This is a genomic window from Microbulbifer mixtoriginis (SeqCode) (assembly GCF_052467235.1).
The window spans coordinates 3,005,995-3,028,349 of the sequence record NZ_CP174305.1 but is presented as its reverse complement, the minus strand read 5'-3'; the positions used below and the strand labels follow the sequence as shown (position 1 = coordinate 3,028,349).

11 protein-coding genes are annotated in these 22,355 nt (G+C 47.7%); 6 read left to right on the top strand and 5 right to left on the bottom strand.

Translation table 11 applies throughout. The annotated features are described in order from the left end of the window. Positions 1–4: 4 nt before the first annotated feature. Positions 5–5,962 carry a toxin TcdB middle/N-terminal domain-containing protein gene (locus ACJJIO_RS13280; RefSeq protein ID WP_444908727.1) on the bottom strand — a complete coding sequence of 1,986 codons (5,958 nt, stop codon included), beginning with the start codon at positions 5,960–5,962 and terminating at the stop codon, positions 5–7. A gap of 221 nt (positions 5,963–6,183) precedes the next feature. Next, entirely contained in the window at positions 6,184–10,068 is a 3,885-nt protein-coding gene (locus ACJJIO_RS13275; RefSeq protein WP_444908726.1) for a fibronectin type III domain-containing protein, read from the bottom strand. A 687-nt stretch (positions 10,069–10,755) separates the two neighbouring features. Here ACJJIO_RS13275 and ACJJIO_RS13270 point away from each other — a divergent pair. Continuing rightward, positions 10,756–12,153 carry an aminotransferase-like domain-containing protein gene (locus ACJJIO_RS13270; protein ID WP_444908725.1) on the top strand — a complete coding sequence of 466 codons (1,398 nt, stop codon included), beginning with the start codon at positions 10,756–10,758 and terminating at the stop codon, positions 12,151–12,153. Between the two features lie 123 nt (positions 12,154–12,276). Next, positions 12,277–12,474 (top strand): CPXCG motif-containing cysteine-rich protein, encoded by a 198-nt coding sequence (locus tag ACJJIO_RS13265; RefSeq protein WP_444908724.1) that lies wholly within the window; start codon positions 12,277–12,279, stop codon positions 12,472–12,474. A gap of 93 nt (positions 12,475–12,567) precedes the next feature. On the opposite strand, the gene ACJJIO_RS13260 is transcribed toward ACJJIO_RS13265, so the two are convergent. From ACJJIO_RS13260 to ACJJIO_RS13250, 3 genes are read right to left on the bottom strand one after another with little or no spacing between them, the layout of a single operon-like run. After that, the gene (locus tag ACJJIO_RS13260; RefSeq protein ID WP_444908723.1) at positions 12,568–14,046 is read right to left on the bottom strand and encodes a cryptochrome/photolyase family protein; all 1,479 of its coding nucleotides are present in this window, start codon (positions 14,044–14,046) and stop codon (positions 12,568–12,570) included. Further along, entirely contained in the window at positions 14,043–14,978 is a 936-nt protein-coding gene (locus tag ACJJIO_RS13255; protein WP_444908722.1) for a MerR family transcriptional regulator, read from the bottom strand. The genes ACJJIO_RS13260 and ACJJIO_RS13255 overlap by 4 nt, the downstream gene beginning before the upstream one ends. 8 nt (positions 14,979–14,986) lie before the next feature. Then, positions 14,987–15,949, bottom strand: a complete 963-nt coding sequence (locus tag ACJJIO_RS13250) for a YbgA family protein (protein ID WP_444908721.1) — start codon at positions 15,947–15,949, stop codon at positions 14,987–14,989. Positions 15,950–16,191: 242 nt separating this feature from the next. On the opposite strand from ACJJIO_RS13250, the gene ydiJ reads away from it, so the two are divergent. The 4 genes from ydiJ to ACJJIO_RS13230 all read left to right on the top strand — a co-directional run bounded on the left by ydiJ (position 16,192) and on the right by ACJJIO_RS13230 (position 22,221). Continuing rightward, positions 16,192–19,230 (top strand): D-2-hydroxyglutarate dehydrogenase YdiJ, encoded by a 3,039-nt coding sequence (ydiJ, locus tag ACJJIO_RS13245; protein ID WP_444908720.1) that lies wholly within the window; start codon positions 16,192–16,194, stop codon positions 19,228–19,230. Between the two features lie 68 nt (positions 19,231–19,298). Then, the gene (locus ACJJIO_RS13240; RefSeq protein ID WP_444888038.1) at positions 19,299–20,051 is read left to right on the top strand and encodes a tetratricopeptide repeat protein; all 753 of its coding nucleotides are present in this window, start codon (positions 19,299–19,301) and stop codon (positions 20,049–20,051) included. 517 nt (positions 20,052–20,568) lie between these two features. Further along, complete coding sequence (locus ACJJIO_RS13235; protein ID WP_444883789.1) at positions 20,569–20,970, top strand: 3D domain-containing protein; 402 nt, start codon at positions 20,569–20,571, stop codon at positions 20,968–20,970. An 849-nt stretch (positions 20,971–21,819) separates the two neighbouring features. After that, entirely contained in the window at positions 21,820–22,221 is a 402-nt protein-coding gene (locus ACJJIO_RS13230; protein ID WP_252084600.1) for a 3D domain-containing protein, read from the top strand. The last annotated feature ends 134 nt before the right edge of the window (positions 22,222–22,355 follow it).

Sequence of the window (22,355 nt, the reverse complement as noted above, 5' to 3'; positions counted from 1 at the left end):
TCCTCTAATGTGTTGGTACAGGCCAAGCACCATAAGCAGTCCGCTGAGGAACACCCATAGCTTTCCTATGCCAATTTTCAATTGATGTAGCACTTACCTCACGACCCTGCCTAGTTGGACTACTTATGCCCTGGGTATACTCCCAAGCATGATGTATCTCATGAACTAAAGAGGCCTCAGGAATACGGAAGGTTCCATCACCATACGCACCTACTTTCCACGGATTAAAATGAACCGTGCCAGGCGTCCCAATGGAAGGATTCTGACTATCTGCTCTTGTAGCGGGAGGAGTAGGCCCGGCACTATTACCTTGCGAACCAACCATTACTGAAATTACTTTATCACAATTTTCTGCTGCCTCTAATGACAGTACAGATTGAGGCTTACTTCCGTCAGCTAACCGACGACCTTTTGCTAATGCATACAATCTCTTTGCTTCAGCTAAATCAGCATCAGTCGCTCCTGCTTGCTTACCCCAAACAATCCCTCCCCCAAAGCCAGGAGTATGATCTCCATCCCCAACACCTACAACCCACTCCCCTTTCGGATCAACAAAATTAATCGGGTTATTCCGCGCATAACGATAGGGCGTCCAGCGCTGTGGGTCCTTAAAGCGCGCCTCATGATTCAGCACTGGGTCCGGGCTAATAAAAGTACCTACGGTGGATTGTAAATAACGCCGTTCAAAGTAATTGAGCCCGGTTGACTCATCCCGCTCCTTGCCTGTGTAACCGTAGGGTGCATGAGTGCTATCGCCGAAGCTAGCCTCAACATCACCATAAGATTTATAGCTAAAGGCATTCACAACCCTGCCCGCTTCGTCCAGGGTCATAGAAGTGGAGCCCAGGTGAGTATGCAGGTAGTACTCGCTGGGGGAGAAGAGCTCACCATCTTGATCGCTGCGCGCTATACGGCGCTGGCCCACCTGGATGTACTTAAACAGCTGGCCATCGCGCACCTCACTGTCTTCGTCAATATACAGGGTGACGCTGCGTGCTCTGCCCTCGCGCTCGGTGATCTTGTAGCGGCGCTGATGTTTAAAATCATAACCATATTGATCTGTAACCTGGGTATTTCCGGCATAGATCAGGCGCTGATTGTAGTCCCAGCGGTAAAGCTGATCACCAGCCTGGGTCTGATTGCCATTAGCGTCGTAGCCAATATCCCCCTCTGCCCAGCTCAGTGCTTGAGGGCCGGGCAAATTGCCGCGACCGATACGATTGGAAGCGCCGGTATTGTTGCTGTCACTGCTGCCGCCGTAGCGCAGGTCGGTCACCTCGCTGAGACCGCGAGCGGCTATTTCCGATAGTCCACTACTCTCACGGCTAACTTGCAGTAGGTTGCCAATTTTGTCGTAGCTGTAAAACACCTGCTCGCTGTCATCGGCAACACCCGTGAGGCGATAGGCATCGTCATAGCCGTAGACAACATTCTTGTTCAGCAAGGCAACCTGGGCACTGGTGATCCCCAACTCTGCGGCCACAGCAGCGATGGCATCGGCGGGGCGCTGGTCATCAATGGCACTGACATTAGAGACCGCATCAAACTGATAGCCCCACTGCTGTAGAGTGATTGCATCACCAGTACGCAGAGTACGCAGGCCGGTGAGCCTTTGGCGCTCATCAAAGTCCCAATTTGTCTCAATACCATTGCTCAATGCCTGGTACTGCAAAGCCCCATTGGCACTGTAATCCAGCCGCTCAACAACCCCAGGGATGCGCTCGAGTAAACCACGGGTATTGTATTCAAAGTCTACGCGGGAGTTGTCGGGATAATACCGCTGGGTAATCCGCCCGGCGCTGTCATAGGTAAAACCCGTGGTGTAGAGGGGGCTATCAATTTGTGGGCCGGTAATTTTGCGTTGGCGCTGGGTAACCTGGCCGCGCGCATCGTAACTCCACTGCGTATAGCCAGCTTGGTCAATAACTTTTGCCAAGCGGCCCAGCAATCGAGCACTGCTCTCTTCATCGCGTTGGTCGTACAGGTAACTGACCACAGGATTGGCAGAGTCTAACTCCAAACTGGGTTGCCAATCTGCGCCTTCCGGTGGGTCTCCTTGCGGTGTGCGCTGATATTCTGCAGATAGGCGATTGGCGCCGTCGTAGCGATAGTATCGCTCTTGGCCCAATTCATCGCGAGTGGCTAATTGGTTGCCCGCATCATCAAAATACTGCCAGCGCTGCCCGCGATTGGGATCATTTAAATACAGCAGCCGACCCAGATGGTCATAGTGCATGCTGCGCACATTGTTTTGTGCATCCTGCAGGCGGGTGAAGTTGTTATTAAGGTCATAATCGTAATAGGTCGACCAGGTTGCACCACCGGCACCGCCCTGGGTGCTGGCCCCAACGATTTCATCCAGTTGCCGCAGGCGATATTCACCCTCGCCATTTTGCAGCCCATCAAAAACCAGTTTTTTAGCGGCGCCAGTATGGGCACTGTTTGCTCGGGTCTGCTCTTCATCTTTATGGATCTGCGCCATGGGCAAATAGGTAATACGGCTAAAGACCGTCTCGCCGCTTTGCGCGGAGTAGGGTTGATACACCTCTTGGGGACGCCCCTGGGCATCGTAGAGATATTGGCGGAAGTGCTGGCCTTTATCACTAGCCTGATAGGCAAGGCCTTGGGCAAAATACGGCAAAGCTGTCCGTGTTACCTGGCCCCGAGCATTGAAGCTGCTGTGTTCGCTCACAACAACTTGCCCCGGTTGCTCGGCTTCACTGCGTACCATTAAGGCACGGCCCAGGCCATCGTAAAACTGGCGGCTATCGATCGTGCCTCCAGTGCCACTCTTTTCACGCTGACGTGTTTCCACCCAACTGATATGGTGACCATCCACTATTTTCGCCAGCTGATAATCGTACTCAACTGTGGGGAAGTGCAGGCTATCCCCCGGTTTAGCGATGGCGGTTAGACGCGCGTGGGCATCGTAACGGTACTGGGTGACCTGGCCATTGAAGTCGGTGTAATCCGTCAAGACACCCAGACCTTGATCATAACTGGCCTGAGCGCTGAGCCAGCGGCTGCCGGTATTAACACTGACCTCCGTGGGAAAGGTGTGATACTGCGAGTCGTAAGTAATTTTGGTCTCGTGCCCCGCCGCCTTCCCCCATAGAGGGTCGTAACTCTGGATGCGGTTACCATACTCATCGTAGTGGTGTCGCTCTGCAGCAATATAGGCATCCGCACTACTTGCATCGAGCCAGGCGCGACGCAGGGTCAGGTTGCCCCTGGAGACTTCACCGAGATTGCCACCGGTAAAACTTTCATCGTCGTAGAACCACTGCTCTTTACCGACCAGCTGACCACTGAGGTCGGTAACCCGGCGTTCTATAGGCAGGTTTAGGAACCCGCTTTCCCGTGCCGATGCCGATTCGGCACTGTAACGCCAATGGGTAATGCGTTCATCCTGCCAGTTGCCATCAGTACGCCCTAACTCTTTGATGTAGGTGGTGTTGCCGTAATTGTCGTAGTCGTATTCCCATGACAGGGTTACCGGGGTGCCACTATTTCGCTCCAATAGATGCTGCTGGCGTTCAGTCATGGCCGCAAACGCTACATTGCGACTCTCTCCACCATAACCCGGCAGTAGCTGGCGCAACTCCCACTGTTTTTCCTCTCGCCAGAAAACCCCGCCGAAGGCATCGCGGGCTTCCACTTGTTTCACTTTACCTTGCAGGGCTTCCTGATCGATACCATCGGCAGTTTGCCCCAGGTGATATTCGTAGCGGGTAACCAGTGTCGGGGTACTGGCATCGCCGATACGGCGCTCTTCACTGTGGGCAAAGCCCTGGAACTCTTTATCGGTGGCATCGTAGAAACCATCCCAATAATCCATTTCCGTGGTTTGCGGCTCACCACCCCGGCCATCTTCCACCAGCATGCGCTTTAAGACCTGCATGGCAACCGGTACATTCAGCGACCAGGGGTTACCGGCATCGCGGTCCCTTACCATTTCCTCGACAACGGTGCCGTACTCCAAAGTCGTTACAGCACCCAAGCCATTATCTATGCGTTTTAGTTGGTTCGGTTGTTCGGAGGGAAATAGCTCGGCAAAGTAAAAAGTATTACTGCCCCGACCAGGGCTGTACCAGACAATATCGGTGGAGCCGTTACCATTAATATCCACCAAGCGCACCTCTTCAGCAGAGACATTGCCTTGGGCCTGGATTAATTGTTTTTGGCTAAATTGGGCTTTCTGGTGATCACCGTTTGTTAGGCCCTGGTTCAACCAAATCGATACCTGGATACCATTGAGATACAGCAAATCGCTGCGGCCATCGGCATTGATATCGGTCACCCGCACATTGTTCAGGTTGTACAACGTAGCCGGGGTGTTGGTAAATTCTACTGCGGGGGCAAAACCGTTTAGACCGCGATTGGCAAAGTAAGCGGCATAGCCTTTATTGATCCACACCAGGTCTGCCATACCATCGCCATTCATATCCCGCAGGAATACGTTAGGGTCACCCAGGCGCACCCCCTGGCTGCCCACGGGTATCGGCAATTGAATCGGCTTTGACCAACCACCGGGCAGGTTAAGTTGTACGGTATGCGAAGTCACCATACCGCTGCTGTTAGTGGTGGTTGCCAATACATCGACACGCTTATCATTATTGATATCCAGCATCGCAACGCGGGGGCTATTCAGAGGAACATAGAGCCCGCTAAGAGTGCCGCTGTACTGCCAATTTTGCTCGTCATCAAGATGGAAGTATGCCGTGTTGCCAGAATTGTACTGCAGCATATTGACCCGGCCATCGCCATCGATATCCGCCCAGGTAACGGAATCATTGGAAATACGGCTGGTGGAATAGGTGCTCATCTGCCGATAGCTCTGCCATTGCGGCAGGCCATCCTCACCGGGGCCCAAGTTGATCCAGTAGGCATCCCGATTGGGCCCGGTATTAATCACATCCGGTAGGCCATCGCGGTTCATATCCAGAAAGGCCACATCTGCACTGTTCAATGGTATCTGGCTAGCCGCCGGAATTGACGACAAAAACACTTCACCCTGCTGGTAGTGGGTATAGTCGTAGCGCACTGTAGGTAAGAGGACAATTGAATCCCCTTCGCCGGCACTGGAGTGAATCTCCTGTAATAGGGAAAGACTTTGCCACTCAGTCAAGGGTTCGTAAGCAAATTCATAGCGGCGCAAATGCCGCCCAGCAATTTGCGTTTCAATACGCTGTAGGCGATAAGCAGTTTTAACTTCAAAGCCGGCTTTATAGCTTGTAAGGATATCGGGGCGCTCTCCGTAGTGGAAGTTTACCGCCATATCCCCATTACTATTATATTGAATAGTATCCAGATAAATCTGCTCGCTGTTATCCAGCTTGCGATATTGATATTCAATGCGATTGCCGTGAGCGTCTTCTATCGCCTGTAAATACCAGGCAAATACCGCTTCATCATTAAAGTCACTAATACGGCTAGCAGAATCCTGACCGAGATACCAACGCAACCCATTGGACTGGGTCACCATCCAACCATTGTTTAAACGCTGATAACGAGCATAATCAGTGGCATTTTTAGTACGGTAAACGTCGTTCTCGACAAGAACTAGCTCTTCACCTCGGTGATTGATAAATGTATCAAATTCATCAAACTCATCCGTATCCCCATCCGCATCATTATCTGAACCATCGGTTTGCCCCCACTCAGAATAATTAGGTAAGCCCTGATCGGTCTGCCGCTGGATATAAGGAATCACTAGCTGATGCCCTAACCCCAGCAATCCATTACCAAAACCACTGTTATATTCCAAAGATATTTCTGGAATCAAACCATTACGTCCTGGGGGCACTTCCAGTTTGATTAAACGCGAGCTGGTACCGGTATTTAAATTGGGGGTAAAAGCCTCACCCAGGCCGGAAATAGTACCAGGACCCGTGGGTAAGTTAAGAATTGGAGCTTGTAAAGCGGTGTGTTCGTCTACTGCAAATGATAACGTCGGAAACACAAGCAAACTGCAATAGAGCAATATATTGCGCAACATAAATATTCCCAGTTTTTAGACGGAAATTTAGAATAGAAATTTAAGAAGCAGTCAGATATTTAGTCCGAGCCTAAAAATAGATATGACGAGATAAATTTATTATCTGTGCTTTAAAAAAAGCAATCCAGCAAGCTAGGTTCTACTGGATTGCTAAATACAGATAACCTCTTAAAAATCAAGGCCAACTAGTGGATTCGCATACCTTCAGGTACAATTTTAGGGTTTTTACACTTGCCCTGCGCTAATCTAGAACTTTTGCGGTGATCGATAATTAATTCGATATCATTAATCCACTTAAGGTTCACGAGTGTCTCAACCTTATTGGCCAGTTGTATCGTCAGACGCCAGTCGCTGGCAGCCACACTGCGCTCTTTAAATGCAGTCGTTCTTACACTACTCAATTCAAGCGGAGGTCCATCACCATGGACATCCAAATAAGCAGCCATTTCTACAGTAGCACTACTATAGGGTTCAAATCCTGAAATACCTGAATAACTCCAAAACCGAACACTGCGTGAATTCAATTCATCATTCTGTGTGGGCGATGCGGGTGATTTACTGCGCATATAACTGGTACCGGCATAGGTCAGATAGGCAGGGGTTTCTGATCGGCCACGATCAGTTGACGAGAGTGGGATATTAAGCGTAATTTCTTCAATCTTATCTCCATAGGAACCCGCACTCATCAGGCAAAGCTTAGTATCCTCTTCAGCTTTCCAAGATTTAACCTTCTCTTCACCTATTTCTGGCCCTTTAAAGAAAGTAATACTCCCCACAAGCTCTCTTACTGTATCGAAATTGATACTCACCCAAGTACCATAGCTATCTTCATATGATAATAAATCTAACCTCGCACGAAATGCGGACAAGGCGTCTAGTGGCGGCGCCCCTTCCTTAGTGGGGTCGGGGTGGGGATATGTCTGGATGACATCGTTAACCCTGTCTACGTAACCCCAAATATCTTCCTTCAACGATATAACATCTCTTACCTGATCAACAGAGTCGACGCTAGAGTTCGAATCAAAGCTCTCTAAAGCAGCATTATAAGCCTCTAACTGATCTGGATTACGCAGACTAAAGATAGTATTGATTGTCTCACCATACTCCCCGATAAAGGGAGATTGCCATTTATGCTCCAAAGCCTTGGTTGCATAAAACAGCTTCTCTTGTGCATCTTCAAAATTGCGTTCGGCACGTAACATATCATCTGTTAAACGGATACCGTGAATAGGATCAGCAAAATAGCGCTGCTTTAAAAATTCATTAGTGGCAAACATCTGATTCATGACTTTCACAGCTTCATTCAGCATCGCTTCGAGGCGCTCTGCTTCCTGCTGCACTGCCACTTCAGACTGAGCAATATCCAGCTCGATAACACTAGCCTCCAGCCACATTGTACGTATCCTGGCTTCGCTAGCCACATCTAATAACTGGCTTTCAGAATCGTGTAACGCTGCACGCTCTTCTGCTGCTAAACGCAACCTTTGCTCTTCCAGCCTGCCGATAGTCTCTATACGATCTATTTCACTAAGGTTCTCTGCAACACCTGCTGCGGTAGATGCAACAGCTTCTACAATTTTCAATGTATTATCTGGTTCTATGGACCCTAATATTTTCCCAATACCTGCAATAAATCCTGTAGCTGTCCTAACTTTTGCTGCTCGCTCATTGGCATTCACTATCTGTTGATGTAGCGAAATATCCTGCTCAGCAGTTTTCATCTTAACTTTTAGTATACCATCTTCGATATCCGTTTCATCCTCACGTTTTTGAACTTCAATATCCATTGCTGCATGTAAATTTGTCATGCGCTGGATATTCTTCTCCAATGCTAGACCAGCAAGTTCGATATTTAAGGCCTGAATAGAAACGGCACTATTGGGATAGTTATTTATATTCTCATTAACACACTCCATAGAGTGGCAGGTAGGCCCAAATTCCACACCTAAGAGGGCATGCAATCGATCACTGAGCTGCTTATGTCTATCAGCGTATTCAGTCACAAGGGCACTGGCATTATACCGAAATGCATTATAGCTCTCGACTGCATCGTTAAAGCTATCTATGGCTAAATTAATTGGACTTGTTTGAGGGGCATCTAAATATTCACGCAATACATCATAGGAGTGGAAGTCTGTATTTCCATCAATACCATAACTTTGATACAACAACAAAACATCCTGGGGCAACCCTAAAATATTCGTTTCTCCGGTTATCCAACCCAAGGTATTCTCCAGCCGATTCACTTGGCTCTGCCATTCGTAAACAGCTTCAGCCAAACCAGAGTAATCTCCACCCAGCTGAGTAAAGTCAGCATCATTAAATATTTCTGTCCGCAACTTATCCTCGATTTCAGTCAAAGACTCATATAACTCATGAACTTCGGCAGCGATATCATCGGTTACTCCCCCGGAAACAACTAAAAGACGAACTTGCTTGACTTTCGTCTCAGCCAACTTATTCATCAACTGGTAGAATAGAATTATATCTTTATAACCAGACAGTAAATTATCGGGATTCACATTATCCGGAATAACATCCACTTGCTCTTGGCTATCTAGATCTGTGTAGCGCGGACTCGTTTGACTTCTATATTCACTCCATTTGGGTAATAAACCGCTGAACTCCCCATCCAATAATTTCAAATATTGTTCAAAGCCAGTTTCCAACACATCATAGGCTACATTAACATGAAGAATCTCATCTACTAGAGGTTCCCCACGCAATCGAACAATACGCGCTTCATCCAAGGATTGGTTTGCCAAAATAACTTCTGCCGCCGCTTGATCATAATAATAATCTAACAGTAACAACTCTAATTCTTCATCGATTGACTGCTCATTCTTTAAATAATCTTCTAAGATTTCTCCCGCATTATTCGCCCTAGCGCGTTCTTCAGCACCATATAAATCAGAAAATTTTGGAGCAGATATGCCGTTACTTAAATATTCGCTGACTATGATTTTTTGTTCTGATTCTGCATCCAACTCTAAGCTATACATCAAATCCAAATATCGAAAGGCTGCTGCATATTTAGAGAAAATTCCAATATCAGGAGCATCCTCCGAAAGTGGAACGTCATCAGCGGCGATATAATAAAGCTGCTTTAGAACATGAACAGCTGGATCCATTTCCATAGTAACAATAAGACTGCTACTATAATCGGATTCTCCTGCTAGATTGACTGCCTTTACCTGATATTCATGATCGCCATATATCAATGGAGATTCATGTGTATAAGTGGTTGCCGGCCCCTCATAAACTGTTTGCCAATTTTCACTATTTCCATTTTCAAGACGCAACCGCAGCTGATATTTATCAGCCTTATCAACTAGAGACCAATCGACTGTATAAGCCTGATCAACAGATAAAGGAACAGTGACAAAAGATGGTATAGCAGGGGCAACCAGTTTTGTAGGTCCAGTTTTAAAATCACTGCATTTGTCATATTGACTAAGGCAAGCTTTCACTCGGTACTGATAAATACTACTTGGAATAATATTTTCACTAAAACTAGTTTCTCCGCCACTGTACACTGGGCTCCAACCACTTCCATTTATACTGCGCTCCAGCTTATATTCGTCTGCATCAGAAAAATCTACCCAACTTACTTTAAATACCCCATCAACACTTGAAGTATCATAATTAATCTGAGCGGGGCTAGGTATTTTATCGGGAATCACATACATAAAATGACTCCCCGCAGTATCCTCTTTCATACCCCCAGGACAATATGGTATTAACGTATGAGGCCCATCTCGTTTATCACAATATTTATACTGATAAAAGAATTTATATTTACCTCCACCAGGAAGAAATATAGCTTTTTTATAATAGCTACGAAACCCCCCACTTAAAGGTAGATCTCCAATATGAAGGTCATTCCTATAGATTGCTAAGTATGCCGAGGTTATGGACTTGTTGGAATCATAAGCTATAGGTTTAAATGACAACTCAAAAGAACCATATTCAGCCGTATCCGGCCCATCCAATGAATCAGAATCAGAACGTGCAAAACCAGCCATAAAAACTAACTGAAGTATTAAGAAACCACGAAGTAAACGTAACATTCTACAAACCTTATAATCTTGCTCAAACCAGATAATGTCGAAAACCAGCTTGCAGCGACCAGAAATACACATTTCCTAAAAACCAACACACACAAAAACCTCTTGCTGCCTAAAGCCACAAAACAAAGATTCCACATTAAAAAATGAACACACCATAGCTAAACAATAAGAAAAGCTTAACTTGATGCGATAAACTCATAAAAAATCAATCTAAACGGCACCCCCACATAAAAAGATCGACAAATAATTTTTTAAAAAAATTATCAAACATTACAAAAAAGACTATAGAAACAACTCAAACACATCATCATATTTGCAAACACACTTACACCATCAAAGTAAAACCCTCTTACTAAACCTAGCTTTTACCTCCACACCAATTCGTAGCATATAATCAAACTAGACACTCAACAAAAACTTCACAACCGTACCAGATTTCCAAATCAAAAAATAACACCCGCTAAAGCGCCACCCAACAATAAAAATATAACACCCCACCAACCCTGCCAAATTTGAAATAAATCCAGACAAAATAAATTCACCAAATAAAAAAACACCTAACCTTCACTTATTTCAAGTATGATAAATTTACACAAAAAAAACAGATACAGATCAAAAATATTAAAAGGGTACAACCTAAGATTCAAAGCGGTAGGCTTCCCATGCCTATTCACGGGAGCAAGATGTGTGAGATATAAAATATTAGCCAAACAATTTATCGACGATGTCCAACAAAAACGTGTACAACCAGGGCAACGCTTACCTTCTCTACGCAGCTTTGCTGCACAACAAGAGGTAAGCCTAACTACAGCCGTCAATTGCTATCGTTACTTGGAAGAACTCGGGTGGGTGCGCTCAAGACCTAAGTCTGGTTTTTTTGCCTCAGAGCCGCTTATCTCCTCCACTCGCAATCAATCCGCCATTACAAAATCATCCAATGATTTGACCAAATTTTCCAAACGCCGCCTGTTAACTAATTCAGGGCCTCTTGGTATTTCGCTACCCGCTATAGATCTATTACCCACAGAGGCCCTGCAACGCAGTATGTACAGATCAATTCGAGATCAAGGAAATAAAGTCCATTTTTATCCTGACCCCTTAGGTGAACCCCACCTAAGACAAGCACTTAGCCGACATTTTTCAAACAGCGGCTTTAATTTTAGTGAGCACGAACTCGTTATCTCAAATGGTTGCCTGGATGCAGTACGTATAGCTGTAGAGGTCACTACTAAACCAGGTGATACGGTCGCTGTTTGCTCTCCCTGTTTTACTACATTAATACATCTGCTGGTAAAGCTTCGCCGGAAAGTTCTAGAGATTCCTTTGACTGAGAGTGGAATAGACTTGGAACAACTCGAGCAGCACATGTATATGAGAACTATTAATGCTGGCTTATTTAATTGCAGTAATATAAACCCTACAGGTATTTCCCTAAGTAAGACCCAAAAGCAAAAGCTTGCAAGCCTGGCAACTCAATACCAGATACCTATTATCGAAGATGATATTTATATAGAGCTTAGCCATCAACCTACTCTGCCACTTCCAGCCTACCATTGGGATCAGGAAGGCTATGTGCTCTGGTGCAGTTCCGTTTCAAAGACTTTAATTGCTGGTTATCGAGTAGGTTGGTGCTTACCAGGGCGATATCTAGACCGCTACCAAGATCGGCTCCTTCATGAGAACCTAGGCATCAGCAGCCCAACACAACTCGCTTTAGCTGACTTCATTAGCAGCGGGCAGTATGCCAGACACATAAACAGTCTTCGATCTAACCTGCATCAACAAGTGCAAGAGTACCGCCAGTATCTCATTAAGAATTTACCTAGGAATATACGAGTTAGCTCTCCAGAGGGTGGGTTAGTTTTATGGGTTCAAGTTCCCGGCCTAAATACTGAAGACATGGCCAATAAGCTTTTGGAAATGGGAATAGACTTATACTTTGGAAAGGAGTTCAGCACTAATGATTTATATCACGACTACTTTAGAATTAACTGTGGCTATCCTCTGAGGACTAAAGAGGGGGAAACTACCCTAGCAAAACAACAACTAGATCAAGTAATAATGCTCATCCATGAGACAATTTAATCACCTTACAATTAAATATATAACAATGCCAACTCACGAGTTTAAAGAGCCTCTAAAGCCTGACAAGCAGCTCATAACGGAACAATTTGCACAAAAGTAAATATTGCTTTATTAGAGATTAAAATGAATCCAATCCTAGAAGAAACTATTCAATGTCCTTACTGCGGCGAACACTTTAGTACACTCATTGATACCTCTGTACTTCCGCAAGAATATATAGAAGACTGCCAGGTCTGCTGTAGACCCATAGTTTTTCACGTTACCGCTGACCTAGAGGGCTCTATTTCTATTGATGTATACAGGGAGGATGAGTCGTTTTGAATACTATCAAATAGTCGGCATAGTTATATTCTATTTATCTAGAGTACCTGCTCTACAAAACTTATCTCTCTACCAACTTGGCTTTGGACATGGTTATTTAAGGTTGGCAAATACCTCTATCGCTCGCTTGCGCCCGGCACTCACATCACAAATTACTTGGGGATACCCTGCAATCATTGGGGGCTCATGAATCTCCTTGTTACTTAATGAGGAAATTTCCGGCACATAATGTCGAATAAACTCTCCGTTAGGATCGAACTTCTGCGACTGGCTATAAGGGTTAAATACCCGGAAATAAGGTGCTGCATCCGTACCGGTTGAGGCGGTCCATTGCCAGCCGCCATTGTTTGAGGCAAAGTCACCATCAATCAAGTGCTGCATAAAGTAGCGTTCACCCCAACGCCAGTCGATCAGCATATTTTTACTCAAGAACGAGGCGACAATCATTCGTAAGCGGTTGTGCATCCAGCCGGTTTCATTTAGCTGGCGCATTGCAGCATCGACAATAGGCACTCCGGTTTCGCCACTTGCCCAAAGGGAAAATAATCCTTCATCATAGCGCCAAGGAATTTGTTCTGTTTCCTCTTTAAATGGCCTGCCCATACTCAAGCGGGGAAAGTCAGCCAGTAAATGTGTATAGAATTCCCGCCAGATAAGTTCGCTGATCCAGCAGGCAATCCCTTCATCTCCACCCTGCCAAAGGCCTTTATTCTGGCTGAGGGCCATCTTGACGCACTGGCGAATAGAAATAGCTCCACTATTTAAATAAGGGGAAAGGCGGGAGGTACTATCTTTCGCTGGAAAATCTCGTTCGGCCTGATATTGATCAATAATTTTGGCAAAAACTTTCAAGCACTTTTGCGCAGCTTGCTCACCACTCTCCCAACCTTTAACCCTACCTGATCCATCAATATTGAGCGAGTAGCCCAATAACTGGTTAGGTATTTTCTGCGTTAGTTTTCGATTTCCTTTTACATCCACTGCGAACCACTTCGGCCAATGTTCGCTATTGGCAGAAGGTGGTATTTTCCTGGGCGTGGGCAAGGGCTTAATCTCGCTCCCTGCACATAACTGGATTAGGGCACGCTTGAAAGGGGTAAACACTTTGTAGGGATCACCACTCGCCGTTCTCACTGCTCCTGGCGGTAATAAGGTGCGGTCACTGTAGTATTCAACCGAAACATTGTGTTCCAGCAATTTTTCTCGAACGGCATTGTCTCGACGCAGCTCATTCAGAGGATACTCAGCATTGGCAAACAATGCCTCTACTTTCAGACGCTGAATAATTTGCTGCAGCGCGTCCGGAACCAGAGAAAACTCAGGGACTTCGAGGAAGTACAGGGGAATATTGCAAGTTTGCAACTGCCCTTGGAGTTTCTGCAAGCAGGCCATACGAAAAGAAACAAGTGAATCGCCTTCATCATGGTTTTTCCAGGTTTCTGGACAGGCGATAAAAATTGCGGCCAATTGTTCGCATCGAGTACTGGCATGATACAGCGCCGAATTATCCTGTATACGCAAATCGCTGCGGAACCAGACTAGGCCCCGCTGTATTGATATTTGTCGGCTCATCGCTTCAGCTGCTCCCGCAGTTGCGTTACCACGAAGTCTGTAGTACCTGATAATACTGATATCATCGGTATTTTCTTTAGGTTATCCAAGCTGGCAGACTGTAACTCTACGAAATCCCCCACAAGCCTTAGAGGCTTGCTTAGCTCCTGAAATGAACGTGGTAATTCCTCCTCAAGTAAGGGTTTTGGCTGTGCCCGATGGCTGTACCAGAGCAGCGCATGCACATCCAGCTTTCTCATATTTTCAGTAAGCCCCGGCAGAACGGCCCGATAATCCAAAACCACTACGCCAATACCGGCAGCCAAAAGTGTGGCGCAAAATAATTGCACAAAGGCCCGCTGATCTTCACCGGGGAAATCCAGCAATAGGACTCGACTCTCGCAAGCCAAACGATCTTTATTTAAATTTCTGCGAGCTATGCCGTTGGCCAATAACAACTGTTCATTAACCAGCTGCCAAAAGAAACCTTGCGCGGCTTGCGATCGCCTCAGCCTAGCCAACTCGGTATGCAGCGGCTTGAGCCAATGATCGAGTAACAGTGATGCCGGTAAGGTGGAAATCCAGTGGTCCAGTTGCTGGCGAAGCTTTGGCTCGTCAAATTTTTGTGACAAGTTTAAGGCTTCATTGATCATCTCACGCCAACCACCTGCAGTGTTTGCCTCTCTCTCTTTGGCTGACAAGGAGGCTGGACCACGTGCCAATAATTCCCGCACCTGCCCAATAGCTACACCTCGGGCCAGGCAGGCCAGTACCTCTTCGATACGCCTGACCTCTTCTTCACTATAAAGTCGGTGCCCCTTGCTGGTTCTGGCCGGTGTTAACAGGCCGTAGCGCCGCTCCCAGGCCCGAAGGGTGACAGGGTGCACGCCGGTACGACGCGCTACCTCACGAATTGGTAAGCTGGCTTCAGTAGGGGGGGCAATCTCAACCATCACAATTCTCAGCGAAATTCACACAGACCCAGCTCTGCCGGCTCAGCGGCGAGCAACACCTGGCTGTGGATAAACTGGTGAGGAGTGCGCGGCAAATAATGGCGCAACATCGTTAGCACTGCCGACAAAGGCTTATTACCCTGACGGTATTCGTCAATGAGTAGCGCCAGCTCGGCTCTCTCTTCCTTGCTCAGGTAGCTCTTCAGGTGGCCCTGGCTGTGCATCAAGGCGTTGGTGCGGTCCTTACGGCTGGCCAACTGGCTGAGAATCTCCATTATTTTACCTCTCACCTCATAGGCAAACTCCTCCACCGGCAATGCGCGCGAGTTAGAAACAAACTGACCCAGTGCACGGGTCATTGGCTGACTGTGCGCCAACAGTAGATATTTATAAGCGGTGTAAAATTCAATGACCCTGGCTGGGCGCAGGTCGGTGGCCACATAGCGATGCCAGGCGTCGTAAGCAAAAACACGGGTGAGGAAATTCTCGCGCAAATCGCTGGCATTGAGCCGCCCCACTTCTTCCATCGGCAAATGGGGAAAATGCTGGCGCAGGCGTGCCGCGAATAAGCCGGAGTCGTGCGCCAGTACCCCGGTACCATCTTCTTTATAGTGGGGAGTGGTTCGCACTCCACAGCTGGGAGATTTCTGCATCAGAATAAAACCACGCAGATTCTCCACTTCAGGGACAATCGTATCCGCGTAGCCCTCTAGAGCCTCGGTAACATCTAAGTTGGGGTCTTCCCGACCAACCGCACGCAACCGGTCACTCACAATAAGGTGAATAGGCGGTCTGGGCACGCCCATGCCAATGGCAACCTCCGGGCAGTAAGCCTGCAACTCAAAACAATTGCCCAGCAGTTGGGTGCAGACTTTACTGTGCTTGTGGCTGCCGTTGTAACGCACCGGATCACCCACGGCACAGCGGCTAATGCCCACCGGAATTTTTTGAGACAAGAGCTGTATATGCATAGTTATGCTGCACAGAATCGGTTCACGTTCTTCTTTTATAGACTCTCTCAACTAGTTGTACAAGAGATAGCTTTGTATAACTTTTGGGAAGTAATCAAGTCTCTATGGCCGCTTGCGCCCATACACACCATAGCTACAATGCAGGGCCGCATTTTTACCGAGCGGCAGGGCTGTGATTCTTTATCTCACCAGCTACCCCGGCAATTTGCGGCCTCCTCCTCCCCGAAAGTACGGATTAGCTCATGATTCCAGCATTGCGCGAAGTCGACGAGGTTCAGGCGCTCTATTTGCAGTTTTTGCAGGAGCTTGCAGACGCGGGTTTCCGCGGTGACACCACACCCAGTTACGCCAGCCGCACCGTTTTAGCGACCGATAACTCTATTTACCAGGTTCTACCTCAGGCAGTGGTGTACCCACGCAATCACCGCGACCTGCAACTACTGGCGGAACTGGCCGAACGGGAGGAGTTCCACTCCGTAGTGCTCTCACCCAGAGGCGGTGGCACCGGTACTAACGGCCAATCGCTTACCGATGGGCTGGTGGTGGATATCTCCCGCCATATGAACCAGATCCTTGAGATCAATGTGAAAGAGCGCTGGGTTCGCGTACAGGCTGGCGTGGTCAAAGACCAGTTGAATGCTGCACTTAAACCCCACGGCCTGTTTTTTGCGCCAGAACTTTCTACCAGCAACCGCGCTACCATCGGTGGCATGATCAATACGGATGCCTCAGGCCAGGGATCCTGTGTTTACGGCAAGACCCGCGATCACGTGTTGGAATTACACACAGTGTTAATGGGCGGGGAGCTGTGGCACTCCACTGTTATAGGGGACGTTCAGCTACAAGAAATATGCGCTGAAAATAGCCGCGTCGCAGAGGTGCATAAAACCTGTGACAAGATTGCCAGGGAAAAAGCCGAACTCATCGAGCAGAAATTCCCCAAGCTCAATCGCTGCCTCACCGGCTACGACCTGGCCCATATTCGTGAAGGCAATCGCTTTAATCTCAACAGCGTATTGTGCGGTTCCGAAGGCACCCTCGGGTTTATTGCAGAAGCCAAACTCAATCTGCTGCCCATTCCCAAGAGTGTGGCTCTGGTCAATTTAAAATACGACCACTTCCAGGAAGCGCTGCGCGATGCCAAGGACCTAATGGGCGCAGGCCCCATGTCGATCGAAACAGTGGACAGCAAAGTACTGCAGCTGGCCATGGAAGATATCGTCTGGCACAGCGTCAGTGAATTTTTTCCCGCAGAGGATCGCCCGGTCAAGGGTATCAACCTGGTGGAGTACGCTGCAGATACCGAGGAGGAACTGGAAAAAGCTCTGCAGCAATTTATTGCACATATCGAGGCTGCCATTGGCCAGCCAGGCAAGAGCTTCGGCTATTCTGTCGCCCGCGGCCACGCCGAGGTGAATCGTATCTGGGCCATGCGCAAACGCGCAGTGGGTTTGCTGGGCAACGCCCAGGGGGAAAAGCGCCCGATTCCCTTTGTAGAAGATACTGCCGTACCACCAGAAAACCTGGCCGATTTTATTGCCGAATTCCGCGCAGTGCTGGATGAGGCCGGCCTCGACTACGGTATGTTCGGCCATGTGGATGCCGGCGTATTACATGTACGCCCGGCAATAGATATGAAAGATCCCCAACAGGCCGCACAAATTCGTCCCATCACCGACCGGGTGGTAGCACTGACACAAAAGTATAAAGGGCTGCTGTGGGGAGAACACGGCAAAGGCGTTCGTTCCGAATATGCCCCGGAATTTTTCGGCGAGCTGTATCCCGAGCTGCAGAAAATTAAATCCTCTTTCGATCCACGCAATCAATTAAACCCCGGCAAAATTGCCACACCCAATGACAGCGCCAGCCTGCTGAAAATTGATGTGGTGAGCACCCGCGGTGAACACGATCGACAAATTCCCGCGCAAGTATGGGAGGGATACGACGAGGGTGTGCACTGCAACGGCAACGGTGCCTGTTTTAATTGGAATCCAGACGATGCCATGTGCCCTTCCTACAAGGCCACGCGCAACCGGATCCATTCCCCCAAAGGGCGTGCCTCGCTGATGCGAGAATGGTTGCGTCTATTGAGTAAACACGATGTAGACGCAGTAGCCAGCGCGCGTAAATACCGCGAGCGCTCTTTTTTTGTCGGCCTGCCCAAACGCATCGTAAATACCCTGGCAAAAACCCGCGGCGAGTACGACTTCAACCACGAAGTCAATGAAGCCATGCAGGGCTGCCTAGCCTGTAAATCCTGTGTAGGGCAATGCCCTATTCGCGTGGATGTGCCGGAATTTCGCAGCAAGTTTTTGGAGCTTTATTACAGCCGCTACCTACGCCCGCTAAAGGATTACGCCGTGGGCGGACTGGAATTCCTGATGCCGCATCTAGCCAGACTACCGCAATTGTACAACTGGCCGCTAAAGCTGAAGCCTGTATCTTTTTTGATGGAGCGTGTTTTCGGCATGGTGGACAGCCCACAGCTCTCACAAAAAACCCTGCAAACCAGCATGAGAGAACTGGGAGTACCCACCGCTACAAAAGCCTGCCTGGATACTCTGGGGCCCTCCCAGCGCAGCCGCGCGATTATCATTGTGCAGGATGCCTTCACCAGCTATTTTGATGCCGAAGTGGTAGCGGATATTTTGCGCCTGCTCAAACAATTGGACTTTGTGCCGATTCTCGCTCCCTATCGGGCCAACGGCAAACCCCTCCACGTTCATGGTTTTTTACGCCAGTTTCAACGAATTGCCGAAGGCAATAGTGAGATGCTTAACAACCTGGCGGAGAGCGGTATCCCCCTGGTGGGCATTGATCCCTCCATGACCCTTACCTATCGCTCTGAATACAAGAAACTCCTAGGGGAACGCGCTCCGAAAGTACATTTGTTACAAGAATGGCTGGTTCAACAAGAAGATCACCTGCAGCAACAGCGCGCTCGGGTAAAACCTGGCAGCTTTCAACTACTGCCGCACTGCACCGAGCAAACCAATGCCGCCGCCTCACTCAAGGATTGGCAAACGGTATTCGCCGCCCTGGGCCTGGAGCTGCAGAGTGAAAATCTCGGCTGCTGTGGTATGGCTGGGACCTATGGCCACGAGACCGCGCATAAGGAAACATCGCGGGTGATCTTCCAGCAGTCCTGGGCTCCCAAACTCAATGGTGGGGAGCACAACCAACTCGCCACCGGATACTCCTGCCGCTGCCAAGCCAGCCGCTTTGCAGGTGTTAGTCTGCGCCATCCTCTGCAGGGATTACTGGCACAACTCGATAACTAGGGATTTACTGACGTATGAGGGCCGTAACTATGGCCCCATACGTCATCGGGCCAAGCGCGAAAATCCCTATGCATAAACCACTGCCTCATTTATACATATTTTTTTATGCACTTTTCTGCCTAACCGCACTATTAGCGGCAGTCTCCCTTATTTCGGACGTTCTCCCCAACAATACCCAGACTCACAGCGCTCAATCTCACGGGGGAGAAACCCTAGGGGCGATCCACTGGGTCAACGAAGCGGAGGCACTCGCCCGCGAGGGTAATTTTGGCGATGCCTTGCCACTCTATGAAAAAGCCATTTCCGCTCTCGGCGCCTATCCCTCCCAGCAGCACACCCTGCGCTACCGCTACGGCATAGTACTAAATGCCTTGGGGGCCAAATCGAGGCCAGATCTCTACCCGCTGGCGCGGGCCCAGTTTCAATCAGTTCTGCGCTACCTGGATTCAGGTGCACAACTACCTCACTCCAGCGCAAGAGTGCGCTCTGCCCTGGCACACACTTACCACCGCCAAGCTGCCAGCGAAGAGTTGGCCACGCAGCGTGAACACCTCCTCAGCACTGCTTATCTCCTCTATAAAAGTGCCCTTGAAGGTCTGCTCAATCAGGAGGAATGGCACAACCTTTCTATTACTTATTTCAATCTTGGGCAGGTTTGTGAGTGGCAAGGAAATATTGAAGAGGCCATTCGTTGGCTGGAGAAAGCGGTAGAACTGGATTTACAGCACAAATTACCCGACCTAAAAGAGGATAGTGACTATTTGGCCGCGCTTCGCCAGCAGGTAGAGCCGGTACAGCAGAACCGGGGAACCACCCTTTAGCCCTCACTTTTCCCCAAATTGTTTGCCAGAAAATGAATCGACGAAGCCGTTTTGCTGCGTTAAACCACGTTTTTTCTTCAATTCAGACTAATTTGGTGGGGCAGTCACAAATAGTTTCAGGGAAATTTTTTACTTTTCTCGTACGAATTAGAAAGCCGATCCGGAAAAATAGCTTGTTAACTGTAGGATGACATCGCTGTCACTGTAAATCCCACCTAAAAAATGAAATTTCTTAATCATGAAAAAATAAGAATTATGTAACCATCAATAGCGTATAAGTGCGAACAAAACCCTTAAATATAAAAATAAAAAGGGTTATTGATTTCAAGCACTCAAAATAACCAGCAATTCTTTAAGGCCTTTTGTCGCCAAATAAGAAAAAGTTGCCTCAACCCAAATCCCCAGTAATATAACCAGCGTTGATTAAATATTGATCAACCATTTCCAAAAGCACTTGGAAATTTCGTAAGCACCTTTTGGCTTGCGACCATTTGATTCCTGGAGGTAATGGGACATCATGAAACAGACTCTGCGTAACACTGCTTTTTTCATCGCCGCCCTGCTTGCTATTGGTGTGAGTGTCAATGCATCAGCCGCTCTTAAGAAAACCATGATTGTCGACGCTACCGCGTATAACTCGGTGCCCGGCCAGACAGATAGCGACCCTTGGGTAGCTGCCTGGAACAACCGCCTGCGTCCAGGCGATAAAATCATTGCCGTTTCCCGTGATTTGGAAAAACACGGCCTGACCAACGGCGCTAAAGTACAGATTGAAGGTCTGCCCGGTACTTACACTGTGCGTGACCGCATGAACAAACGCTTCACAAACCGTATTGATGTTTGGATGGAAAAAGATATCCGCAAGGCTCGCGCCTGGGGTAAGAAGAAACTGAAAATTGTTTTTGAACCGGTAAAGTAAAGCAGAACTGATTTCAACGACCCTTTTGGCCCCGCCCTCCAGCGGGGTTTTTTTATTTCTGCCGTTAGGTAAACAATCAATAGAGAGAATTACTGCTCTCTAACTTTATGCCATCGATTATTAGTAATGATTAGTTAAAGGCTTATTCAAACTTATGCGCTTGGAACGTTGAAAGAAGAGATCTTTGCATCCCTGCATCCCTGCATCTCTGCATCTCTGTATCTCTGTATCTCTGTATCTCTGTATCTCTGTATCTCTGCAGCAGAGTCTACTTCCTATAGTCTCACCACAGATAGTCGAGCCTCTACAACAGAGTTGGGTAGCCACCCTTTAGCTCTTATTTACTCCATTTCTTTGCCAAAAAAATCAGTGACGAAGCAGTTTTTCCACCTAAAATCAGGTTTTCCCTTCAAACCAGACAGTTTTGGCGGAATGGTCACAAATAGTTTCAGGGAAATTTTTTACTTTTCTCGTACGAATTAGAAAGCCGATCCAAGAAAATAGTTTGTAAACTGTAGAATGACATCGCTGTCACTGCTAATCCCACCTAAAAAATGAAATTTCTTAATCAGAAAAAAATAGGAATTCTGTAACCATAAGTAGCGTCTAAGCACAAACAAAAATCTTAAACGTAAGACTAAAAAGGGTTATTGGTTTCAACCACTCACAATAACCAGCCATTCTTTAAGGTCTTTTGTCGCCAAATAAGAAAAAGTTGCCTCAACCCAAATCCCCAGTAATATAACCAGCGTTGATTAAATATTGATCAACCATTTCCAAAAGCACTTGGAAATTTCGTAAGCACCTTTTGGCTTGCGACCATTTGATTCCTGGAGGTAATGGGACATCATGAAACAGACTCTGCGTAACACTGCTTTTTTCATCGCCGCCCTGCTTGCTATTGGTGTAAGTGTCAATGCATCAGCCGCTCTTAAGAAAACCATGGTTGTCGACGCTACCGCGTATAACTCGGTGCCCGGCCAGACAGATAGCGACCCTTGGGTAGCTGCCTGGAACAACCGCCTGCGTCCAGGCGATAAAATCATTGCCGTTTCCCGTGACTTGGAAAAGCATGGCCTGACCAACGGCGCTAAAGTACAGATTGAAGGTCTGCCCGGTACTTACACTGTGCGTGACCGCATGAACAAACGCTTCACAAACCGTATTGATGTTTGGATGGAAAAAGATATCCGCAAGGCTCGCGCCTGGGGTAAGAAGAAACTGAAAATTGTTTTTGAACCGGTAAAGTAAAGCAGAACTGATTTCAACGACCCTTTTGGCCCCGCCCTCCAGCGGGGTTTTTTTATTTCTGTCGTTAAGTAGGAATCAGAGTAAAAAGTGGATGACCGCTAATTACATACCGGTCCATTATTAATAAGGACTTG